Source organism: Vibrio hepatarius, assembly GCF_018860525.1.
GTDB lineage: Bacteria > Pseudomonadota > Gammaproteobacteria > Enterobacterales > Vibrionaceae > Vibrio > Vibrio hepatarius_B.
The window spans coordinates 29,423-49,474 of sequence record NZ_JAHKPM010000038.1 but is presented as its reverse complement, the minus strand read 5'-3'; the positions used below and the strand labels follow the sequence as shown (position 1 = coordinate 49,474).

At 43.1% G+C, this 20,052-nt stretch carries 15 protein-coding genes; 9 read left to right on the top strand and 6 right to left on the bottom strand.

The window, feature by feature from the left end; translation table 11 throughout:
- Nucleotide 1: 1 nt before the first annotated feature.
- A complete protein-coding gene (locus tag KO511_RS10690) occupies nucleotides 2-2,860 on the top strand; it encodes a valine--tRNA ligase (RefSeq protein ID WP_215987424.1) in 2,859 nt (952 codons plus the stop codon).
- 71 nt (nucleotides 2,861-2,931) lie between these two features.
- Here KO511_RS10690 and KO511_RS10685 read toward each other — a convergent pair whose 3' ends face one another.
- On the bottom strand, nucleotides 2,932-3,927 hold the full coding sequence (locus tag KO511_RS10685) for a M48 family metallopeptidase (RefSeq protein ID WP_215987423.1): 996 nt from the start codon (nucleotides 3,925-3,927) through the stop codon (nucleotides 2,932-2,934).
- Nucleotides 3,927-5,099 (bottom strand): YjgN family protein, encoded by a 1,173-nt coding sequence (locus KO511_RS10680; RefSeq protein ID WP_215987422.1) that lies wholly within the window; start codon nucleotides 5,097-5,099, stop codon nucleotides 3,927-3,929. The genes KO511_RS10685 and KO511_RS10680 overlap by 1 nt, the downstream gene beginning before the upstream one ends.
- 242 nt (nucleotides 5,100-5,341) lie before the next feature.
- Between KO511_RS10680 and KO511_RS10675 the strand changes: the two genes are divergently transcribed.
- Nucleotides 5,342-6,061, top strand: a complete 720-nt coding sequence (locus KO511_RS10675; RefSeq protein WP_354668158.1) for a substrate-binding periplasmic protein — start codon at nucleotides 5,342-5,344, stop codon at nucleotides 6,059-6,061.
- Nucleotides 6,062-6,064: 3 nt separating this feature from the next.
- Here KO511_RS10675 and KO511_RS10670 read toward each other — a convergent pair whose 3' ends face one another.
- Entirely contained in the window at nucleotides 6,065-7,042 is a 978-nt protein-coding gene (locus KO511_RS10670; RefSeq protein ID WP_215987421.1) for a D-2-hydroxyacid dehydrogenase, read from the bottom strand.
- A 37-nt stretch (nucleotides 7,043-7,079) separates the two neighbouring features.
- Entirely contained in the window at nucleotides 7,080-7,817 is a 738-nt protein-coding gene (locus tag KO511_RS10665) for a pseudouridine synthase (protein WP_215987420.1), read from the bottom strand.
- Between the two features lie 178 nt (nucleotides 7,818-7,995).
- Between KO511_RS10665 and KO511_RS10660 the strand changes: the two genes are divergently transcribed.
- The gene (locus tag KO511_RS10660) at nucleotides 7,996-9,267 is read left to right on the top strand and encodes an NRAMP family divalent metal transporter (RefSeq protein ID WP_215987419.1); all 1,272 of its coding nucleotides are present in this window, start codon (nucleotides 7,996-7,998) and stop codon (nucleotides 9,265-9,267) included.
- Nucleotides 9,268-9,576: 309 nt separating this feature from the next.
- Complete coding sequence (locus tag KO511_RS10655) at nucleotides 9,577-10,854, top strand: NRAMP family divalent metal transporter (RefSeq protein ID WP_215987418.1); 1,278 nt, start codon at nucleotides 9,577-9,579, stop codon at nucleotides 10,852-10,854.
- A 105-nt stretch (nucleotides 10,855-10,959) separates the two neighbouring features.
- Here the strand turns inward: KO511_RS10655 and rapA are convergent, their stop codons facing one another.
- On the bottom strand, nucleotides 10,960-13,869 hold the full coding sequence (gene rapA, locus KO511_RS10650) for an RNA polymerase-associated protein RapA (protein ID WP_215987417.1): 2,910 nt from the start codon (nucleotides 13,867-13,869) through the stop codon (nucleotides 10,960-10,962).
- Nucleotides 13,870-14,341: 472 nt separating this feature from the next.
- Between rapA and KO511_RS10645 the strand changes: the two genes are divergently transcribed.
- From KO511_RS10645 to KO511_RS10625, 5 genes are all read left to right on the top strand, one after another.
- On the top strand, nucleotides 14,342-15,718 hold the full coding sequence (locus tag KO511_RS10645) for a PhoH family protein (RefSeq protein ID WP_215987416.1): 1,377 nt from the start codon (nucleotides 14,342-14,344) through the stop codon (nucleotides 15,716-15,718).
- A 104-nt stretch (nucleotides 15,719-15,822) separates the two neighbouring features.
- Nucleotides 15,823-16,827, top strand: coding sequence for an ornithine carbamoyltransferase (argF, locus tag KO511_RS10640; RefSeq protein WP_215987415.1), 1,005 nt, complete (start codon nucleotides 15,823-15,825; stop codon nucleotides 16,825-16,827).
- Nucleotides 16,828-17,073: 246 nt separating this feature from the next.
- Nucleotides 17,074-18,003, top strand: a complete 930-nt coding sequence (gene pyrB, locus KO511_RS10635; protein ID WP_215987414.1) for an aspartate carbamoyltransferase — start codon at nucleotides 17,074-17,076, stop codon at nucleotides 18,001-18,003.
- 14 nt (nucleotides 18,004-18,017) lie between these two features.
- The gene (pyrI, locus tag KO511_RS10630) at nucleotides 18,018-18,479 is read left to right on the top strand and encodes an aspartate carbamoyltransferase regulatory subunit (RefSeq protein ID WP_215987413.1); all 462 of its coding nucleotides are present in this window, start codon (nucleotides 18,018-18,020) and stop codon (nucleotides 18,477-18,479) included.
- Nucleotides 18,480-18,605: 126 nt separating this feature from the next.
- Nucleotides 18,606-18,995, top strand: coding sequence for a RidA family protein (locus tag KO511_RS10625; protein ID WP_215987412.1), 390 nt, complete (start codon nucleotides 18,606-18,608; stop codon nucleotides 18,993-18,995).
- A gap of 58 nt (nucleotides 18,996-19,053) precedes the next feature.
- Here the strand turns inward: KO511_RS10625 and mdh are convergent, their stop codons facing one another.
- Nucleotides 19,054-19,986 carry a malate dehydrogenase gene (gene mdh, locus KO511_RS10620; protein ID WP_215987411.1) on the bottom strand — a complete coding sequence of 311 codons (933 nt, stop codon included), beginning with the start codon at nucleotides 19,984-19,986 and terminating at the stop codon, nucleotides 19,054-19,056.
- Between the last annotated feature and the right edge of the window lie 66 nt (nucleotides 19,987-20,052).

The following is a 20,052-nucleotide window of genomic DNA, read 5'->3' as shown; positions in this document are numbered from 1 at the left end:
TATGGAAAAGACATATAACCCAACTTCAATTGAACAAGCTTTATATCAAGCCTGGGAAGAACAAGGCTACTTCAAGCCACACGGTGACACAAAAAAAGACTCCTACAGCATAATGATCCCGCCACCGAATGTCACTGGCAGCCTACATATGGGTCATGCATTCCAAGACACCATCATGGATACTCTTATTCGTGCTGAGCGTATGAAGGGTAAGAATACCCTTTGGCAAGTTGGTACTGACCATGCTGGTATTGCGACACAAATGGTTGTAGAGCGCAAAATTGCTGTAGAAGAAGGCAAAACCAAACATGATTACGGTCGTGATGCTTTCATCGATAAGATTTGGCAGTGGAAAAACGAGTCTGGTGGCAGCATTACGAAACAGCTTCGTCGTCTTGGTGCTTCTGTCGATTGGGAACGTGAGCGCTTCACTATGGATGATGGACTATCTCATGCCGTTCAAGAGGTGTTCGTTCGCCTTTATGAAGAAGATCTGATTTATCGTGGCAAGCGTTTAGTTAACTGGGATCCTAAGTTGCATACTGCCATTTCAGATCTTGAAGTAGAGAACAAAGATAAAAAAGGCCACATGTGGCACTTCCGTTATCCGCTTGCCGATGGTGCTAAAACAGCTCAAGGTAAAGATTATATCGTGGTGGCAACAACTCGTCCGGAGACCATGCTTGGCGATACTGGTGTTGCGGTAAACCCAGAAGATTCTCGCTATAAAGATCTGATAGGAAAAGAAATTCTTCTTCCTGTTGTCAATCGCCGCATCCCTATCTTGGCTGACGAACACGCAGACATGGAAAAAGGGACTGGCTGTGTAAAAATCACTCCAGCGCACGATTTCAATGACTATGAAGTGGGTAAGCGTCATCAACTTCCGATGATCAACATCCTAACCTTCAATGGCGATATTCGCGACTCAGCTGAAGTATTCACCACCAATGGTGAAGCCAGCGATGAATACTCAAGCGAACTACCGGCTAAATATCAGGGTATGGAGCGTTTCGCTGCACGCAAAGCCATAGTGGCAGAATTCGAAGAGCTTGGTCTTTTAGACGAAATTAAAGATCATGATCTTACTGTGCCATACGGCGATCGTGGCGGAGTTGTGATTGAACCAATGCTGACCGATCAATGGTATGTACGTACTGCTCCTCTAGCTAAACCTGCGGTTGAAGCTGTGGAAAATGGCGATATACAATTCGTTCCTAAGCAGTACGAAAACATGTACTTCGCTTGGATGCGTGATGTTCAAGATTGGTGTATCTCACGCCAGCTGTGGTGGGGACACCGTATCCCTGCATGGTACGACAACGACGGTAACGTATATGTAGGTCGTACAGAAGAAGAAGTGCGTGAGCAAAACAACCTAGCACCAGTTATCGTTTTACGCCAAGACGATGACGTATTAGATACATGGTTCTCGTCCGCTCTTTGGACATTTGGTACTCAAGGTTGGCCAGAAAATACCGATGCACTAAAACAGTTCCATCCTTCAGATGTCCTCGTCTCTGGCTTTGACATCATCTTCTTTTGGGTAGCTCGCATGATCATGATGACGCTACACTTCGTTAAAGATGACAACGGCAAACCGCAAGTACCCTTTAAGACAGTTTACATGACAGGTCTTATCCGTGATGAAAACGGAGACAAGATGTCCAAGTCAAAGGGGAACGTACTTGATCCAATCGATATGATTGACGGTATCGACCTAGAGTCTCTCGTTGAGAAACGCACTGGTAATATGATGCAGCCGAAACTTGCAGAGAAAATTGAGAAAAACACACGTAAAACCTTTGAAAATGGCATAGAGCCTTATGGAACTGACGCGCTGCGTTTCACTTTAGCAGCTATGGCTTCTACTGGTCGTGATATTAACTGGGATATGAAGCGTTTAGAGGGATACCGAAACTTCTGTAATAAGCTATGGAACGCAAGTCGTTACGTACTGATGAATACTGAAGAACAAGACTGTGGTTTCGGTTCAGGGGAAATTGAATACTCATTGGCAGACAAATGGATCGAATCTCAATTTGAACTAGCTGCAGCTGATTTTAATGCTCACCTTGATAACTTCCGCCTTGATATGGCGGCAAATACAATTTATGAATTCATCTGGAATCAATTCTGTGACTGGTATCTAGAACTCACAAAACCTGTACTTTGGAAAGGTAATCAAGCTTTGCAACGTGGTACACGTCGCACGCTAATTACAGTGTTAGAAAAGACGCTTCGCCTAGCACATCCGGTAATTCCATACATCACAGAATCTATTTGGCAGAGCGTAAAACCACTGGTTGAAGGCGTGGAGGGTGACACAATAATGCTGCAAGCTCTTCCACAATATGATGAAGCAAACTTCAACCAAGAAGCACTTGATGATATCGAATGGGTGAAATCCTTTATAACCAGCATACGTAACTTGCGAGCTGAGTACGATATTAATCCAGGAAAGCCTCTTGAGGTGATGCTAAAAGCTGCCAGCGACAAAGATGCAGCGCGCCTAGAAGCAAACAAACAAGTGCTTGTTTCTCTGGCTAAACTTGAGTCAGTACGCGTGCTTGAGTCTAATGAGACAACGCCAGCATGCGCGAGCGCTCTCGTGGCTAAGTCTGAGTTAATGATCCCGATGGCAGGGCTTATCGATAAAGATGCCGAACTCATTCGTTTAGATGGTGAAATTAACAAAACGCTTGGTGAGATCAAGCGCCTTGAAGGTAAGCTAGGTAACCAAGGCTTTGTTGCTAAAGCGCCTGAAACTGTGGTTGCCAAAGAACGGGAAAAACTAGCAGGTTATAAAGAAATGCTAGTAAAACTAGAAGAGCAGAAAACCACTATCGCGGCACTTTAAGTACCAAATAGCAGTTAAAGAAATAGCGGTTAAAAAAAGGCAGCGAGTGAAGTGCGCTGCCTTTTTTATTTTTATTGTTCATGTGCAGCTTGGATTCGCTGCTCAAAGTCAGGATGAGTACTCATCCATTCAGGTATATCCGGGCCATTTTGCTCATGAAGTAACTCAAACATCTCAGCCAAAGGCTGGCTCGTGCCGTACAAGCTCAGCATAGCTTGTTTTGAGAAGACATCCGCTTCTAGTTCAGCTTCTCGATAATGACCATTAGATAGGAAAAACACACCCAAACCTGCCAAGTTATCAACCACTCCAGAACTTTCCCCTGTCAACAAAGATACGCCAACAGACAAAAGACTTGAATGGACGAGTTTTTTTAGCATATGGCGATGATAAATATGACCAATTTCATGCAAAATAATACTATCGAGTTGCTGCTTATTTTGGGCAAGTGCCACAATCTCATCGAGTAAGACTACTTTCCCTCCAGGCAAAGCAAACGCATTTGCACCCATATCTGATGCTCGAAATTCCAATTTAATCGGATAAGGCAGCGGTTCTAGCTGGGTAAGATGCTGAGAGACTCGCTTTTGAATCTGTTGTTGCTCCTCAGCGCTTAGTTTGCTCTCTTGCCAACTGTTATCTAGGCTTTGTAAAATTTTATCCCCCAGCAACACGGCAATATGCGAAGGGACGGCCTTGGCAACTTTATCGCTTGTCCATGGCAAAACATAGAAGTAAAGGCTTAATACAACCCCAACACAAACAAAAACGGATAACAACCAAGCCAACCAGTTGGCTTCCATCTTATCGACCAAACTGCTGCGTTTGTTGGATGCTAACCATTGGTTAACGCTCACCGTTCTCTCAACCACAAACACCCAACCGTTGGGAAAGGTAAATTTTACCGGAAGCTTACCAAGTGGCGCGCTAATATCTGCGTATTGTAGATCGCAGCTAATAACATCTCCGTCAACTCGCAAATTTAACTGGTTTGCTTGAGAGACATCGAGCTGAGCGATATAGCGCTGTGAGCCGCGCGGCGCAAATGCCGTCCCATCAAATAGCATTAGCCAATGCCCATCCCGACATCAAATGCTTGAGCCATTTCATCAGAAATAGCCGATTTTACATTGGCTGATTGATCGCTGGCCTTCAACAAACTCATATCGCCAAGTACTGCTGTATTATCTGCGATATAGCGCGTTGTTCTTACCATAACCCATGGCCTTGCTATGCCCAGGGTAAATACCTGAAGTAAGAAGTTGGAAATAACCAACCAAGTATACCCTCGCGCAGTCATACTAGAATTGAACCGATAAGGTTCAACGTCGTTTTGCTGCACTTTAGCCACTAGCTTGGAGAAAATATAATTACGAACCCGTGTGGTTGTATAAGCGGTTAAGGCAATCGTTAGGACGATAAACCCGAAGTAGCTAATAAAAAACACGCCATAGGATGAATCCCCCAGTAAAGAGGAAAAATCACCCGCTTGAATCGCCTCAAAGTCAGCACCTGACAACAAGGTTGAAAACACCCCAATCGTCAACACTATGCTCACACCAATAGCAAAAACCAAGGCTTTTAGATAGGTTTTGATAAAAAAGCGGGTTTCTATCTCGGCGCTAAACTTCCATTCACCAAACTGGAAACCATTTGAGAAATACTTATGTAAACCAGAGACAACCCAAGCGTAGATGATAGCAAGCATAATCAGTGAACCAAAACCGAGTAACACTGCAAAGAAGACCGAAGCTTGGGCGACAAAAATCACAGCAGCGAAATAAAGGGTACTCGCCACAAATGCACCAAAACCTCGGCCTAAAATTACTTTAAACGCATCTTCTAGTGACGAATTGAAAGAAAAGTGAACATTGCGATAGCTGGTCATAGCGGCATCAAAACGAGCGTTACTCCATAACAACCACGGAAGGGCGAGATAAAATAATATAAACATCAGTATACTCGCGTTGGGTGAAAAGGAGTTGGCGACACCCCAGACAAATAGTGCCACCAAGGCAACAAGGCGGCCTTTTAAAATTTGCATTGGCTGAGCATGATATTCAAAACTATCCCCAGCAAGATGAGTGTTACCATAAAAATAACGTTTGGTGCGCACTTTAGCCCAAGCAGAATAAACGCCCAATGTAATGATTGAGAGCAAGATATTTACAATCCAAATACCAAAAAACTCCCTACCCTCACCCTTAAACTCGATAGGGTTAGTAATATTTTTTTCCATTTGTTGTGTACCCAAAATTGTTGACTAAAAGATTAGCCGCACAATTTCTTACATTTTCCTTATTGAGTCTAATGATTAATTAAATACATACATTAGCATTTGATATACATCACAAGTAACTCTTGATATACGCCATTCACGCGAGCGCCCTATTTCTCAGGAGCTGCAACTAAATCACAAAGCCTGTCAACTTGTTGTTCATACTCTAAACTAAAGCTAGGTACAGAAGTTAAGAGGTAGATATATTGTTCAAGTCGATAGCCACGATCGCCTTAGTACAGGCCCTACTTTCACCTTTTGCCTTCGCAGCCGAGAAAATGGTTAAGATCGCGGTCGGTAACTGGCCTCCATTTATCGGAAAAGAGATTGAAGGTTATGGAAGCGTCGCCCAAACCATCAAACAAGCTTTTGCCATCGAAGGATACCAAGTGACATTCACTTTTTACCCTTGGGCAAGAGCTTATGAAAAAGCGAAGAACGGAGAATACCACGCCACCGCAGTGTGGATGTTTGACGAGCAAAGAACCGAACATTTTTATTTTAGCGAGCCCGTTTCTCAAGAAGAATTTGTCTTCTTTCATCATAAAGAGTTAGATTTTGATTGGCTAACGCTAACCGACATACAAAACTTTGAGTTGGGCGGAGGGCTTGGATACAGCTATGGTTCTGAGCTCGACGCCCTTATCGAGTCTAAGGCTGTGCGTATTAATCGAGTAAAAACGCCAAGCCAAAATTTGTTACGCCTCTATCATAAACGAATTGACCTATACCCTGAAGAACGGTATATAGGCTTGTACAACCTTGAGCAACAATCTCCGGATGTACAAAGTCAAATCACTTATCACCCGACCCCATTTTTGAGCAATTTTGGTTATGTCATGTTTTCTAAACAAAATAACACCAGCAGAGAGTTGCTAACGATATTTAATCAAGGCCTGATTAAAATACGTCAGCAACAATAAAAACTATACGATTCGATTTTGCTGCCTGCCCTCTGCAAAAGCTGTGATGTTACCAATCAATATCTTGGCAATTTTAGGGAAAGAAGATTCGCTGCCCCATGCCACATGGGGCGTGAGAAGCAAATTAGGTAAATCCATATTAGCAATCAAAGGATTTGAAGTATCAGGCGGCTCTTTGGTAAACACATCCACGCCAGCGCCAGCGATGTCATCTTGCTTGAGCGCATCGACTAAAGCAAACTCATCAACCAAGCCTCCCCTACCAGTATTGATCAATATGGCGCTGCGCTTCATTGCCATCAGTTCTTCACGGCCAATAATGTTGTGAGTTTGCTCATTTAACGGGCAATGTAGAGTCAAAACATCGGATATTTCAATCACCTGCTCAAAGGGCAAATAACCAACTCGACAATCCTTTTGGCCTTTGCGCTCGGCAAACACAATATTCATGCCCAGCGCCTTAGCAATATTAGCGGTTGCTTGGCCAATTTCTCCGGCGCCAATCACCCCAAGTGTGCTGCCTACAACATCACTAATTGGGTGAGTGAAAAAACAAAAATTATCCGTTCGCTGCCACTCTCCGGCCGCAATATCATTATGGTAACCTTTTAGGTTACGTTTTAGTGCAAACATCATGGCAATCACATGTTCTGGTACGGAAGGGGTCGAATATCCTTGAACATTAGTTACCGCTATGCCTCGCTCCTTACAAAAGCTCACATCAATATTATTAAAGCCAGTGGCGGCGACCACAATCAACTTTAAGTCAGGCAGTTGGCTTAAACTCTCTCTATTAAGCTCAACCTTATTGGTGATCGCAATCGTGGCGCCTTGAAGGCGCTCAACCACTTGGTCTTTGGTCGTCTTTGGGTAATCCATCCACTGGTGATTAAATGAAAGTGCTGGAAACGTCATATTCGTTGAGAGTGTCGCACGGTCCAAAAATACAATCCTGGGTGCAGGGCCAACTGACTCTATCATAAGATCCCTCTTCAAAAGTTATCAGGCACAAAACACGCTAAGGGCGTGGTAAAGTTTTATAATCAGGCAAGGTGTCGGCAGGCTCAAAAATGCTTTGAATAACAGGGGCAGCCTGCGGGTAAAAATCACAAGCGGTAAAAATACAGCGCAGTTTATTATCCTTAGGATGATAAAAACTTAACTCTGCCGCATGTAATCCCAAACGTTCAAAGTTTTCAAAGGCCTCACCTTGAGCGTAAAATTCATCGCCGACAATAGGATAGCCTAATGCTTGCATATGAACACGCAATTGATGTGAGCGCCCAGTAATGGGCAACAAACGCACAATCGTGGTGCCTTTTTCACGCTTAACCACTTCAAACTCAGTTTGTGAGGCTTTACCCTGCTCAAAACACACTTTTTGTCTTGGTCTATTTGGCCAGTCACAGATAAGAGGTAAGTCTATCAAGCCTTGTTGCTGCTCTAGCTCGCCCCAGACTCGTGCGTAATACACCTTGTGAGTAAGGCGAAATTGGAATTGCTTTTTAAGTGCCGATTCCGCTGCTTTATTCTTAGCAAACAGCATAATACCAGATGTACACATATCCAACCGATGAACTGGCTGACAATCGGGATGGCTGTCTATTAAGCGGCTCCACATACTATCGTAATGCGCTTTGTCACGCCCAGGCACAGACAACAAACCAGAAGGCTTATGCACTATGATGATATCTTGGTCTTCAAATACACAATCTATCCAAGGCTTTGTCGGCGGACAATAGTGCTGCATCGCCATAAATACCCTCATTTAAATAACAAATAAAACACCATAACAAAGCATCTATGTGATGAATTGAACATATTAAAGTGTTATTTTATTTTTTCAATGTAAACAAGTTTTAACCCACCTACAAGATGTGATATTCGTACGCCCCAATATATAGGCAACACAAGGTTTTCACCCTAGGAATTTTATGGATACTATCTCCACATCAGAGAGTCGCAGCAAGTTTTCTTTGTCGCAACTCACCCGTTCACTCGGCCCAGGCATTATGATGGCAACGATTGCCATCGGAGGTTCTCATTTAGTGGCCTCAACGAAAGCTGGCGCCATCTATGGCTGGCAACTTGTTGCATTAATTCTACTGGTAAACCTGCTAAAATACCCTTTTTTTCGTGCCAGCGTTCAGTATACGGTCGGTACAGGTGAAAGTATTGTAGAAGGCTACGCCAAACTTGGTCATGCCTATGTCTGGCTCTTTAGTGGCTTGTGTGTGATCGCTGGTATTATTAATACTGCTGCATTACTTCTCTTTAGTGCCAGCTTATTAGCTTATTTTATTCCTCTTGAGCTACCAATAACTGTATTGTGTGTTGCAGTTTTGGCCGCATGTATTTTAATTTTGCTTTTGGGTCATTACAGAGCGCTCAACACTGTTTCCAAAGCAATTATGCTTCTGCTGTCGGTGACGACGATTGCAGCGGTATTCGTTGCAGCAAATAACCCCGTCGAAGTTTCCCCCACCTTCGTAGAACCTTCGCCTTGGTCAATTGCCGCAATTGGTTTTTTGGTAATCACTATGGGCTGGATGCCCACGGCTATTGAAATCTCAAGCATGACATCAATATGGTTAAAGAGTCAGCAGCGCCAGAGCAAAGTTACCGCTCAATCGGCTCTATTTGATTTTAATGTCGGCTATATAGGTACCGCGCTATTGGCAATTGTCTTTCTCGCCCTTGGGGCTCTAGTTCTCCATGGCACCAACACTGAGTTTTCACAATCAGGCCTTGGCTTTACCCATCAATTAGTCAATTTATATACCTCAACTATTGGTGAGTGGGCACGCTATCTTATCGCAACCATTGCTTTTCTTTGTATCTTTGGCAGCACAATCACAGCAATTGACGGCTATGCACGTACTATTTCTGAGTCGCAGCGACTATTGCAAGACAAAACAGAAATCAACCCTAAAGTAACCATCATATGGACGATAGCCATTTCACTGGCAGCGCTTGCTATTATCTTCTTTTGGGCCTCGACATTGCTATCCATGCTTGACTTCGCCATGACTCTGGCATTTATTACCACACCATTTTTTGCCTTACTAAATTACATTCTTGTGTCGAAAACAGACCTACCCAAGCCTTTGGCTTTAAGCAAGCCGATGAAATGGCTATCGATACTAGGGCTTGTTTATTTATTTAGCTTTTTAGCTGTCTTCTTCTGGTGGAAGTGGTTGCTGTAGATTAGTAAAAAAAAGCAAGTAATGAGTACGCGCTACTACTGCGCAGCATCTAAATACAATCATGCCGCACTTAACCATCTTAAACCCAGTTTAAGATGGTTTTTTGTTTGAAACACCTATTATACGTACTCAAAAAAACGTCATATTAGTAACAATAACAACAGCATATTTCAGCTGCATGTGTGATGAAACTTACATATTAAAATCTTATTTGGTTTTTTCCATGTAAATGAGTTTTAACACACCAGTGGAATATGATATTCGTACGGCAATTTATTGAAGTAACACAAGGTTTACCCTAGGTTTTATATGGATACTATCTCCACATCAGACAGTTGCCGCAAATTATCTTTGCTGCAACTGGCGCGCTCAACAGGTCCAGGCATTATGATGGCAACCGCTGCTGTTGGCGGGTCGCACCTGGTCGCGTCTACCCAAGCTGGCGCCACCTATGGCTGGCAAATAGCGATAGTTATCTTGCTGGTGAATATTCTAAAATACCCCTTTTTTCGTGCCAGTATCCAATACACCGCCGGGACAGGCGAAAGCTTAGTCGAAGGCTACGCCAAACTTGGACAAGCATTTCTTTGGTTATTTTTAAGCGTATGCACTATCTCTGGCATAGTGACTGCCTCTGCTTTACTGTTATTTAGTGCCAATCTACTCGGTCACTTTTTACCTTTTGCATTATCATTAAAAAGCTTATCTATGGTCATTGTAGTCGTGTGCTTACTTGCGCTGTTTTCTCGGCGCTATCATGTGCTTAATAGTATTTCAAAAGCCATTATGCTGATTCTGGTCATGACGCTAATCGCCGCGCTAGCGTTAGCGGCATCTCAAACTCTAGATAACCCTATTCCTATACAAGAAAAAACACCCTGGTCTACTGCCGCGGTAGGTTTTATTATCGCTGCCATGGTATGGATGCCAGCCCCAATAGAAATATCCAGCGTAACTTCAGTATGGCTAAAAGAACAACAATCTAAATATAAGGTTAGTGCTAAGTCAGTATTGTTTGATTTTAATGTTCACTATGTAGCTACTGTGCTGTTAGCGCTGGCCTTTCTAGCGCTTGGCGTTTTGGTGTTTTATGGCAGCGGACTGGAATTTTCTCAATCCGGCATTGAGTTTTCTAATCAATTGATTGAAGGTTATACATCTAAAATTGGGCAGTGGGAGTGGGCCTACTATCTTATCGCAGCGGTGGCCTTTTGTTGCATCTTTGGTAGTACAATTACTGTAATAGATGGTTATTCACGCGCGATTGCTGAAGCTCAGCGTTTATTACAAGAGCGCGAAGAAATCAGCCATAAGGCATCAGTGATATGGATGGTGTTGATTGCATTTGCGGCGCTGGCTCTAATTTTGTTCTGGCTTTCTTCGGTTTTGTCCGCTCTTTATGTCAGCTTAACCTTAGCCTTTATTACCACCCCCTTCTTTGCCCTACTGAACTTTATTCTTGTCTCCCACACCAAATTGCCCAAACCACTTGCGCTCACTAAACCAATGAAATGGCTTTCAATTTTGGGGCTTATCTATTTGTTTGGCTTTTTGGCGGTCTTCTTCTGGTGGAACTGGTTGGTATAAGCGGATCAAATAAAAAAGGCCTGACTACGATTAAGTATCGACATCAGGCCTTTTCTTTTTCTACTTGTCTTTATTACAGAAAGAACGCTATTACAGAAAGAACACTTAGTTATGAGAAACGACAATTAAGCGCAATGAGTCCAGCTGATATTGAGCTTTAGCAATGTAGCTATCTAATTGACTTATCTGCTGCTCAATCGCACTTAATTCCTCATCACGGATATTTGGGTTGACCGCTTTGAGTACTTGTAAGCGCTCCAGCTCTGTATTTAGACTGGCTTTCATATCAAGCTGCGCCTGCTCGCGCACAGCAGCAACTTTATCCATGATCAGATCTTCGCCCGCAGTGATCATTTGATGCACTTGTGGCTGAACCGATGAAACCAATTTAGTCGCCATGTGGCGCCCCACAGGGCTAAGCTGGCGGTTAAAGCTTTCAAACTCAACCTGCTCAGACAAATCGCTGCCTTTACCGTCTAACATAAGGCGAATTGGGGTGGCAGGCAAAAATCGGCTAATACCGCTGCGCTTGGGCGCTTGTGCATCCACTTTGTAAACCAGCTCAAGTAACATAGTACCAACCGGCAATGCCTTATTTTTCAATAAAGAAACAGCCGCCGCCCCCACTCCTTCGCTCATGAGAAGATCGATGCCCCCTTGGATCATTGGGTGTTCCCAACTGATAAAGTTCATATCTTCACGAGATAAAGCCGTATTACGATCAAAAGTGATGGTCGCGCCTTCATAAGGCAGCCCGGGATAACTTGGCACCATCATATGCTCAGATGGCGTGACAACTATGGCGTTTTCGCCTTTATCATCCTGATTAAGGCCTATGGTATCAAACAGGCTTAAAGCAAAGGTGACCAGATTGGTATCGCCATCTGTGGCCGCAATACTTTCAACAATTTCCTGCGCCTTCTCACCGCCATTTGAGTGCATTTCAAGCAAGCGATCTCGGCCTTGTTCAAGCTGCGCCGTCAATCTTTGATTCATAGCTGCCGATTGGGCAATCACGTCATCGAGCTCTGTCGTATCGCCTGTGGCCAACATTTCAATTAAACGGCCAGAGAACTCATCATATACCGCTCGACCGGTTGGGCAGGTATCAGCAAATGCATTCAAACCTTCATCAAACCAACGAGCCAAAATAGCCTGGGATGTTTGCTCTAAATAAGGAACATGGATATCAATGTCTCGATTTTGACCAATACGGTCAAGACGACCGATACGCTGCTCTAAAAGATCGGGGTTGAATGGCAAATCAAACATTACCAGTTGATTTGCAAACTGGAAGTTACGCCCTTCAGAGCCAATTTCACTACAAATCAGCACCTGAGCGCCACCTTCTTCCTGAGCAAAATAAGCCGCCGCTTTATCTCGCTCTAGAATAGACATACCCTCATGAAACACCGTAGCCCGAATACCTTCACGCTCGCGCAGAGCTTGCTCTAGTTGCAATGCGGTTGTAGAGCGCGACGCGATGACCAAGATTTTTTCACTGCGCTTTTGCTTAATTTTATCAATCAGCCAATTCACTCGTGAGTCAAACTGCCACCAACTGGCTTCATCACCCTCAAATTCTTGAAAGATTTCTTCAGGATAAAGATTCTTTAAAGCTCGAGCTTCTTGACTAATCTTGCCACCGATTAAACCAGAAACACGCATCGACGTTGCGTACTGAGAAGGGATAGGCATAGGTAGCATATGAAGATTACGAACTGGAAAGCCTTTAATCGCCGCGCGAGTATTACGAAATAAAACACGCCCCGTTCCGTGACGGTCCATCAGATTATCAATCAATTCCTGACGAGCTTTGGCTTTTTCCGCTTCCTGCGAGTCATTTTCTATAATGCGAAATAAGGGTTCAACATCTTGTTCTGTCAGCAGCTCAGTGATTTGGTTTTTGGCATCGTTAGATAAAGATTCACCAGAAAACAAGGCGCTGACTGAATCTGCAACCGGCGCATATTGCTCTTCTTCTTCAACAAAGGCTTGGTAGTCATAAAAGCGATCAGAATCGAGCAAACGTAGACGGGCAAAATGGCTTTCTCGGCCAAGTTGCTCTGGTGTGGCCGTCAGAAGTAATACCCCAGGTGTATTTTCAGCCAAACCCTCTACAATTTGATATTCGCGGCTAGGCTTTTCAGAGCTCCATTCGAGGTGATGAGCTTCATCTACAACCAATAAATCCCACTCCCCTTCTAAAGCCTGTTCAAAACGTTTACGACTTTTGCGTAAAAAGTCCAAAGAACACAGTACATATTGCTGCGTTTCGAACGGGTTGTCGGCGTCCGTAAGTGCTTCAATGCAACGTTCTTCATCAAAAATAGAGAAGTGCAAATTGAAGCGACGCATCATCTCAACCAACCACTGATGCTGTAATGTCTCTGGTACAACAATCAAAATACGTTCAGCACGACCAGCTAGCACCTGTTGGTGGATAATCATTCCCGCTTCAATCGTTTTACCCAAGCCGACCTCATCAGCGAGGAGAACGCGCGGTGCATGTCGACGACCAACTTCATGGGCAATATATAATTGATGTGGAATCAAACCAGCACGCATACCACATAAACCACGCATTGGACTTTTATGCTGCTCAAATTGGTTCACAAGAGCTCTATATCGCAGTACAAAGTTATCCATGCGATCAATTTGGCCAGCGAATAATTTATCTTGTGGTTTATTAAAACGAATTTGGTTGCTAAGCATAATCTCACGCAAAGTCACGTCTTGCTCACCTGTGTCTTCACGAGTCCCTAGATAGGCATATAAGCCTTTTTCTTCAATAACCTGTTCAACCTTAAGTGACCATCCTTCTTGACTATCTACATGATCACCAGTGTTGAATGTTACACGGGTAACAGGCGCATCACTACGAGCGTAAACTCGGTTTTCTTCAGAAGCTGCAAACATAAGTGTTACTGTACGATTATCCAACGCAACCACAGTTCCTAAACCTAAATCGCTTTCCGTATCGCTGATCCAGCGCTGGCCCAAAGCAAATGTCATGAATTGACTACCTCACCTGTTGAATTCAAAAAACGGGTCAAAATATATTAGTTATTCTTGCACAAGGTGACAGTTTGATGGCAGGAGAATTTATCGCCAACTATCACACAAAAAAGGCCGCTAATATTACTCGAAGCTGTGATATTGGTCACGCACAAACACCTCAAAAAACAACAATTTTTTCTCCATATTTTGCATGACATCAAACTGTAAGAAAAGAATGGCAGTTCTAAAAGGGGGAGTCAGATATCTGACTTATACTCAAAAGTGAAAGTGCAAGTTTTGGCGTCAATTTTTCGACTGGCACAAGAGATGCATTATTTCATATGACGATCAACACGGGTTTGTAGCATAACCGCTATCCGACAGCGATCTCCAAGCGACCTGCGTCATGCTACAAGCCAACGCAAGTAAGCCAAGAAACAAGTAATTGTAATTGGCAAATTTAGCCGTATCTCGGCAAGGAGCGCTTATGGGTGACACGGATCGGAAACTTTTTGTCCTAGACACCAACATCCTTCTTCACGAACCTTTAGCTATATATTCATTTCAAGAGCACGATGTCGTCATACCTATGACTGTCCTCGAAGAGCTTGACCGAATAAAAGACAGCAAACGCGATGTTGCTCGCGATGCAAGAGTAGCTATCAGAGCAATGGAAGCCATGTTTAAAGATGCCACACCCGACGAAATTTCCGAAGGGATTCCTATCAACCGCGATAAAGAATATACAGGACACATCTCAATTCTTGCAGATTTTGAACTTCAAGAAACGGTTAAAGCCTTTGCTGATAAAGCGGGTGATAATCGTATACTCAATGGTGTGTTGTATCTACAAAATAAACGAGCACCCCGTGAAGTAATCTTGCTCACTAAAGATATTAATATGCGCTTGCGCGCCAAAGGTGCTGGCGTCCGTTTTGTGGAAGATTATCGCACTGACCAATTGATTGACGACGTCCAATACCTAACTAAAGGTTTCCAGCAGATAGAAGGAGAGTTTTGGGGCAACGTTGACCAAGTTGAAAGCAAAAATTACGCCGGTCATACTTATCATATACTTGACCGTGAACCTTTCGAACCTACATACATTAATCAATACGTTATCGATGAAGGTAGTGATTTTGCAGGGCGAGTTGAAGACATCAAACCCGATAAGATCACTCTTAAAGATTTAAGCCGAGAGCGAATGATGAATCGACGCGCTTGGGATATTACCCCGAAAAATATTTATCAAGGAATGGCACTTGATGCCCTACTCGATCCTGAGATTGATTTAGTTATTATGACCGGTGCCGCAGGCAGCGGTAAAACACTTCTTGCTCTTGCGTCAGCACTGGAGCAAACCATAGAACAAGGTATGTTCGATAAGATCATCGTGACTCGAAATACACCAGATATTGGTGAGTCTATTGGGTTTTTACCTGGTTCAGAAGAAGAAAAAATGCTCCCTTGGCTCGCCGCTGTGACTGATACTCTCGAAGCGCTACACAAGCATGATCATTGCACAGAGGGCTCAATGAAGTACATCTGTGATAAAGCCAACATTCAATTTAAATCAATTAACTTTATGCGTGGCCGATCGATTCAAAACGCTTTTGTATTGCTTGATGAATGTCAAAATTTAACCGCTTCCCAAATTAAAACCATTATTACCCGTTGTGGTGAAGGTACCAAAATTGTCTGCTCTGGTAACTTAGCGCAAATTGATTCTCATTACCTAACTCCTGTTACATCAGGACTAACCTATATGGTCGAACGCTTCAAAAACTTTGAAGGAAGTGCCAATGTTCACCTCAATGGTGTGGTACGAAGTCGCTTAGCTGAGTTTGCTGAAGAAAATTTATAACCCTTTATAGCGGGATATTTCATGTATCCCGCAAATAAATATTCACAATAATTACATTTTTAGTTATAAAGAGCCCTGATAGAAATTTTAACTATGGGGTCACTATGGATTTTAATTTACGCAACAGGAATTTTCTCAAACTCCTCGATTACTCTTCTGAAGAAATCCAATTCTTAATCGATTTAGCCTCTGATCTCAAAAAGGCTAAGTATGCGGGCACCGAGCAAAAAAAACTGACCGGAAAAAATATCGCCTTGATCTTTGAAAAAGCATCCACTCGCACTCGCTGTGCTTTTGAAGTCGCAGCCTTTGATCAAGGTGCCCAGATCTCTTATATAGGGCCTTCAGGATCTCAAATTGGTCATAAAGAATCGATGAAAGACTCTGCTCGAGTGTTGGGCAGAATGTATGATGGCATTGAATATAGAGGATTCGAACAAACAATTGTTGAAGAATTAGGGCAATATGCAGGCGTACCTGTTTGGAATGGCCTAACAAATGAATTTCATCCAACTCAAATACTGGCTGATTTACTGACAATGTTAGAACATAGCCCTGGTAAGAAATTGCATGACATCACATTCGCTTACTTGGGAGATGCACGTAATAACATGGGCAACTCTTTACTCGTCGGTGCGGCAAAAATGGGCATGAATATTAGACTTGTTGCGCCTAAAGCTTATTGGCCAGAAAAAGAACTGGTGGAAACCTGTCAGTCTATCACTAAGCAAACGGGCGCAACTATCACGCTAACAGAAAGTGTTGATGAGGGCGTCAAAGACTGTGATTTTCTCTATACCGATGTTTGGGTGTCTATGGGTGAAGCCCCTGACGCATGGGATACTCGTTTAGCACAAATGAAACCTTATCAAGTCAACATGGAAACAATAAAGAAAACGGGTAACCACGATGTGAAATTTATGCATTGCTTACCAGCTTTTCACAACGAAGAAACCAAGATAGGTAAAGAGGTGGCAGACAAATATGGTATGAGTGGACTCGAGGTTACTGAAGACGTGTTCGAGTCTCGACATTCGATCGTCTTTGATGAAGCTGAAAACCGCATGCACACTATTAAAGCTGTAATGGTCGCCACACTTGGAGATTAGTATCAACAATATTTGCTTATTTAGGCTTAGACGTAAACGCTTGCGTTAGCCTACCTTCAGCGTATAATGTTCTGCAATTTGACTGGAGGTAGTGACCAAATGCCGCGTAAAGCTGCTCAACAAAACCATTTACTTAGGGTAAGCCAAAATGCTTACTGGTCTGGTTTTTTCGCTATTTCTGCCGATTTTTAAAGCCTCCCTATGGGAGGCTTTTTTATTACCTAACATGTAGATGGGACGATGATTATGGCCAACACGCTTTACAACAAGCACATTATCTCAATTCCTGAACTTTCTCGTGAAGAGCTGGAACTGATTGTCAAAACCGCAGGTCAACTCAAAACAGAGTCAAACCCAACACTTATTAAAAATAAAGTTGTCGCAAGCTGCTTCTTTGAGCCATCGACCCGAACTCGTCTTTCGTTTGAGAGTGCTATTCAGCGCATAGGGGGCAGTGTTATTGGTTTCGATAATGGAGGTAACACATCGCTAGCTAAAAAAGGCGAAACCCTTTCAGATTCTGTGCAAATAATTTCTTCTTATGTAGATGCTTTTGTAATGCGACACCCCCAAGAAGGAGCTGCCCGCTTAGCCTCTGAGTTTTCAAATGGTGTGCCCGTAATCAATGCAGGTGATGGCGCAAACCAGCATCCAACTCAAACCCTGCTTGATTTGTTTTCGATTGCCGAAACTCAAGGCCGGCTAGATAATCTCAATGTTGCTTTTGTCGGCGATCTTAAATACGGCCGTACCGTTCATTCTCTTACTCAAGCTTTAGCGAAATTCGACCATGTTCGATTCTACTTTATTGCGCCTGAAGCTTTAGCAATGCCAGATTATATCTGCGATGAGCTGGATGAAGCTGGTATTCAATATAGCATGCATACAGATATGGAAAGCGTCATTCCTGAGCTAGATATTTTATATATGACGCGAGTGCAAAAAGAGCGCTTTGATGAATCAGAATATGCGCATATTAAATCAGCTTATATTCTTACCGCTGATTTACTGGAAGGGGCACGCAGCAATCTTAAAGTCCTCCACCCTCTACCGCGCGTTGATGAGATCACAGTGGATGTTGATAAAACACCTCATGCCTACTATTTTGAGCAAGCAGAAAACGGGGTTTATGCTCGGGAAGCTTTACTTGCACTGGTCCTTAACCAACAACTGTAATCGGGAGAATTATCATGGCTAAAGAAACTCAATTGCAGGTTGAAGCAATTAAAAATGGCACGGTGATTGACCACATACCCGCTCAGATCGGCATTAAGGTCCTCAAACTTTTCTCAATGCATAAGTCAGAGCAGCGCGTCACTATAGGATTAAACTTACCTTCATCAGCACTTGGCCACAAAGACTTGCTTAAGATCGAAAATGTGTTTATCAGTGAAGAGCAGGCCAACAAATTAGCCCTTTACGCTCCTCACGCCACTGTTAACCAAATTGAAAACTATGAGGTGGTTAAGAAATTAGCACTCGATTTACCCGAGCAAATCAATAACGTATTTGAATGCCCTAACAGTAACTGTATTACTCATGATGAACCTGTAGAAAGCAGTTTTAAGGTATTTGAAAAGAAAGATACTATCCGCCTTAAATGTAAGTATTGCGAGAAAGTATTTTCTCGAGAGATCGTTACTGAACGTTAACCTATTTACCATAGTAATAACTGTACATCCCTGTTTTTTCTGGCAGGGATTTTTCTTTACGCCGCGATGCTTTCACGGCAAACTAAGTTTTTAATAGATTCACTCCTCCACAGATGGAATATAATAATGACTAAAGTACTTCATACAGATTCTGCTCCAGCTGCTATTGGCCCATATGTCCAAGGTGTAGATTTAGGTAATATGGTGCTAACTTCTGGACAGATCCCAGTAAACCCTGCAAATGGTGACGTTTCTGCAAATATTGCCGAGCAAGCTCTCCAATCATTAAATAACGTTAAAGCGGTTGTACAAGCTTCAGGTTTATCAGTCTCTGACATAGTTAAGATGACTGTATTCGTTAAAGATCTTAATGATTTCGGCGTGGTGAATGAAGTATACGGTAAATTCTTCGATGACCATGATGTCGCTAACTATCCAGCGCGATCATGCGTTGAAGTCGCTCGCCTACCAAAAGACGTAGGCATTGAGATTGAAGCAATTGCAATTCGTAAATAACCTAAAGATACAAAAAAGCCGACGATTTGTCGGCCTTTACAGTTAAAGTTACTCTTAGTTATTGTGCAAAATCAACACCAATTTTAATATCACCATTAAGCGTATCAAGCATTCCATCAAGTGCATCTTTTTCAAACGTACTCAGCTCACCATAACTAAGTATTTCTTCCACCCCATTTTTGCCTAATTTAACTGGCTGAGCAAAGAATGGCGCGTGCTCACCATCGCCCTCAACATAAGCATAATCAATAACTTCTTCACCCTGAATAGCTTTAACGAGTGACAGACCAAATCGACAAGCAGCTTGACCCATGGAAAGCGTTGCGGAGCCACCACCAGCTTTGGCTTCAACGACCTCTGTGCCAGCATTCTGAATACGTTTTGTTAATGCTTTAACTTCTTCAGATGTAAACTCAATACCTTTAATCTGAGAAAGAAGAGGCAAAATGGTCACACCAGAGTGACCACCGATGACGGGGACACTAACTTCACTTGGCGACTTGCCTTTCAACTCAGCAACAAATGTTTCTGAACGAATGACGTCTAATGTTGTTACACCGAACAAGCGGCGCTTATCATAAACACCTGCTTTCTTCAGCACTTCCGCAGCAATTGGTACAGTAGTGTTAACTGGGTTAGTGATAATACCAACCAAAGCTTTAGGACATACTTTAGCAATTTTCTCAGCAAGCGCTTTAACAATACCTGCATTTACGTTAAACAAGTCAGCACGATCCATACCTGGTTTACGGGCAACACCGGCAGAGATAAGAACAACATCAGCACCCTCAAGTGCTGGAGTTGGATCTTCACCTGCATATCCCTTGATTGAGACCGGAGTAGGGATATGACTTAGATCAGCTGCAACACCAGGCGTTACCGGAGCGATATCATACAGGGCAAGATCTGAGCCTGCTGGAAGATTGTTTTTCAGTAAAAGGGCTAAGGCTTGACCGATGCCACCAGCGGCACCAATAACGGCTACTTTCATCGTAGTTCTCCTTGGGATGGGATCTCTTTATAAGTATTGAGATGCTTTGAAATAAATGCTGTCCAA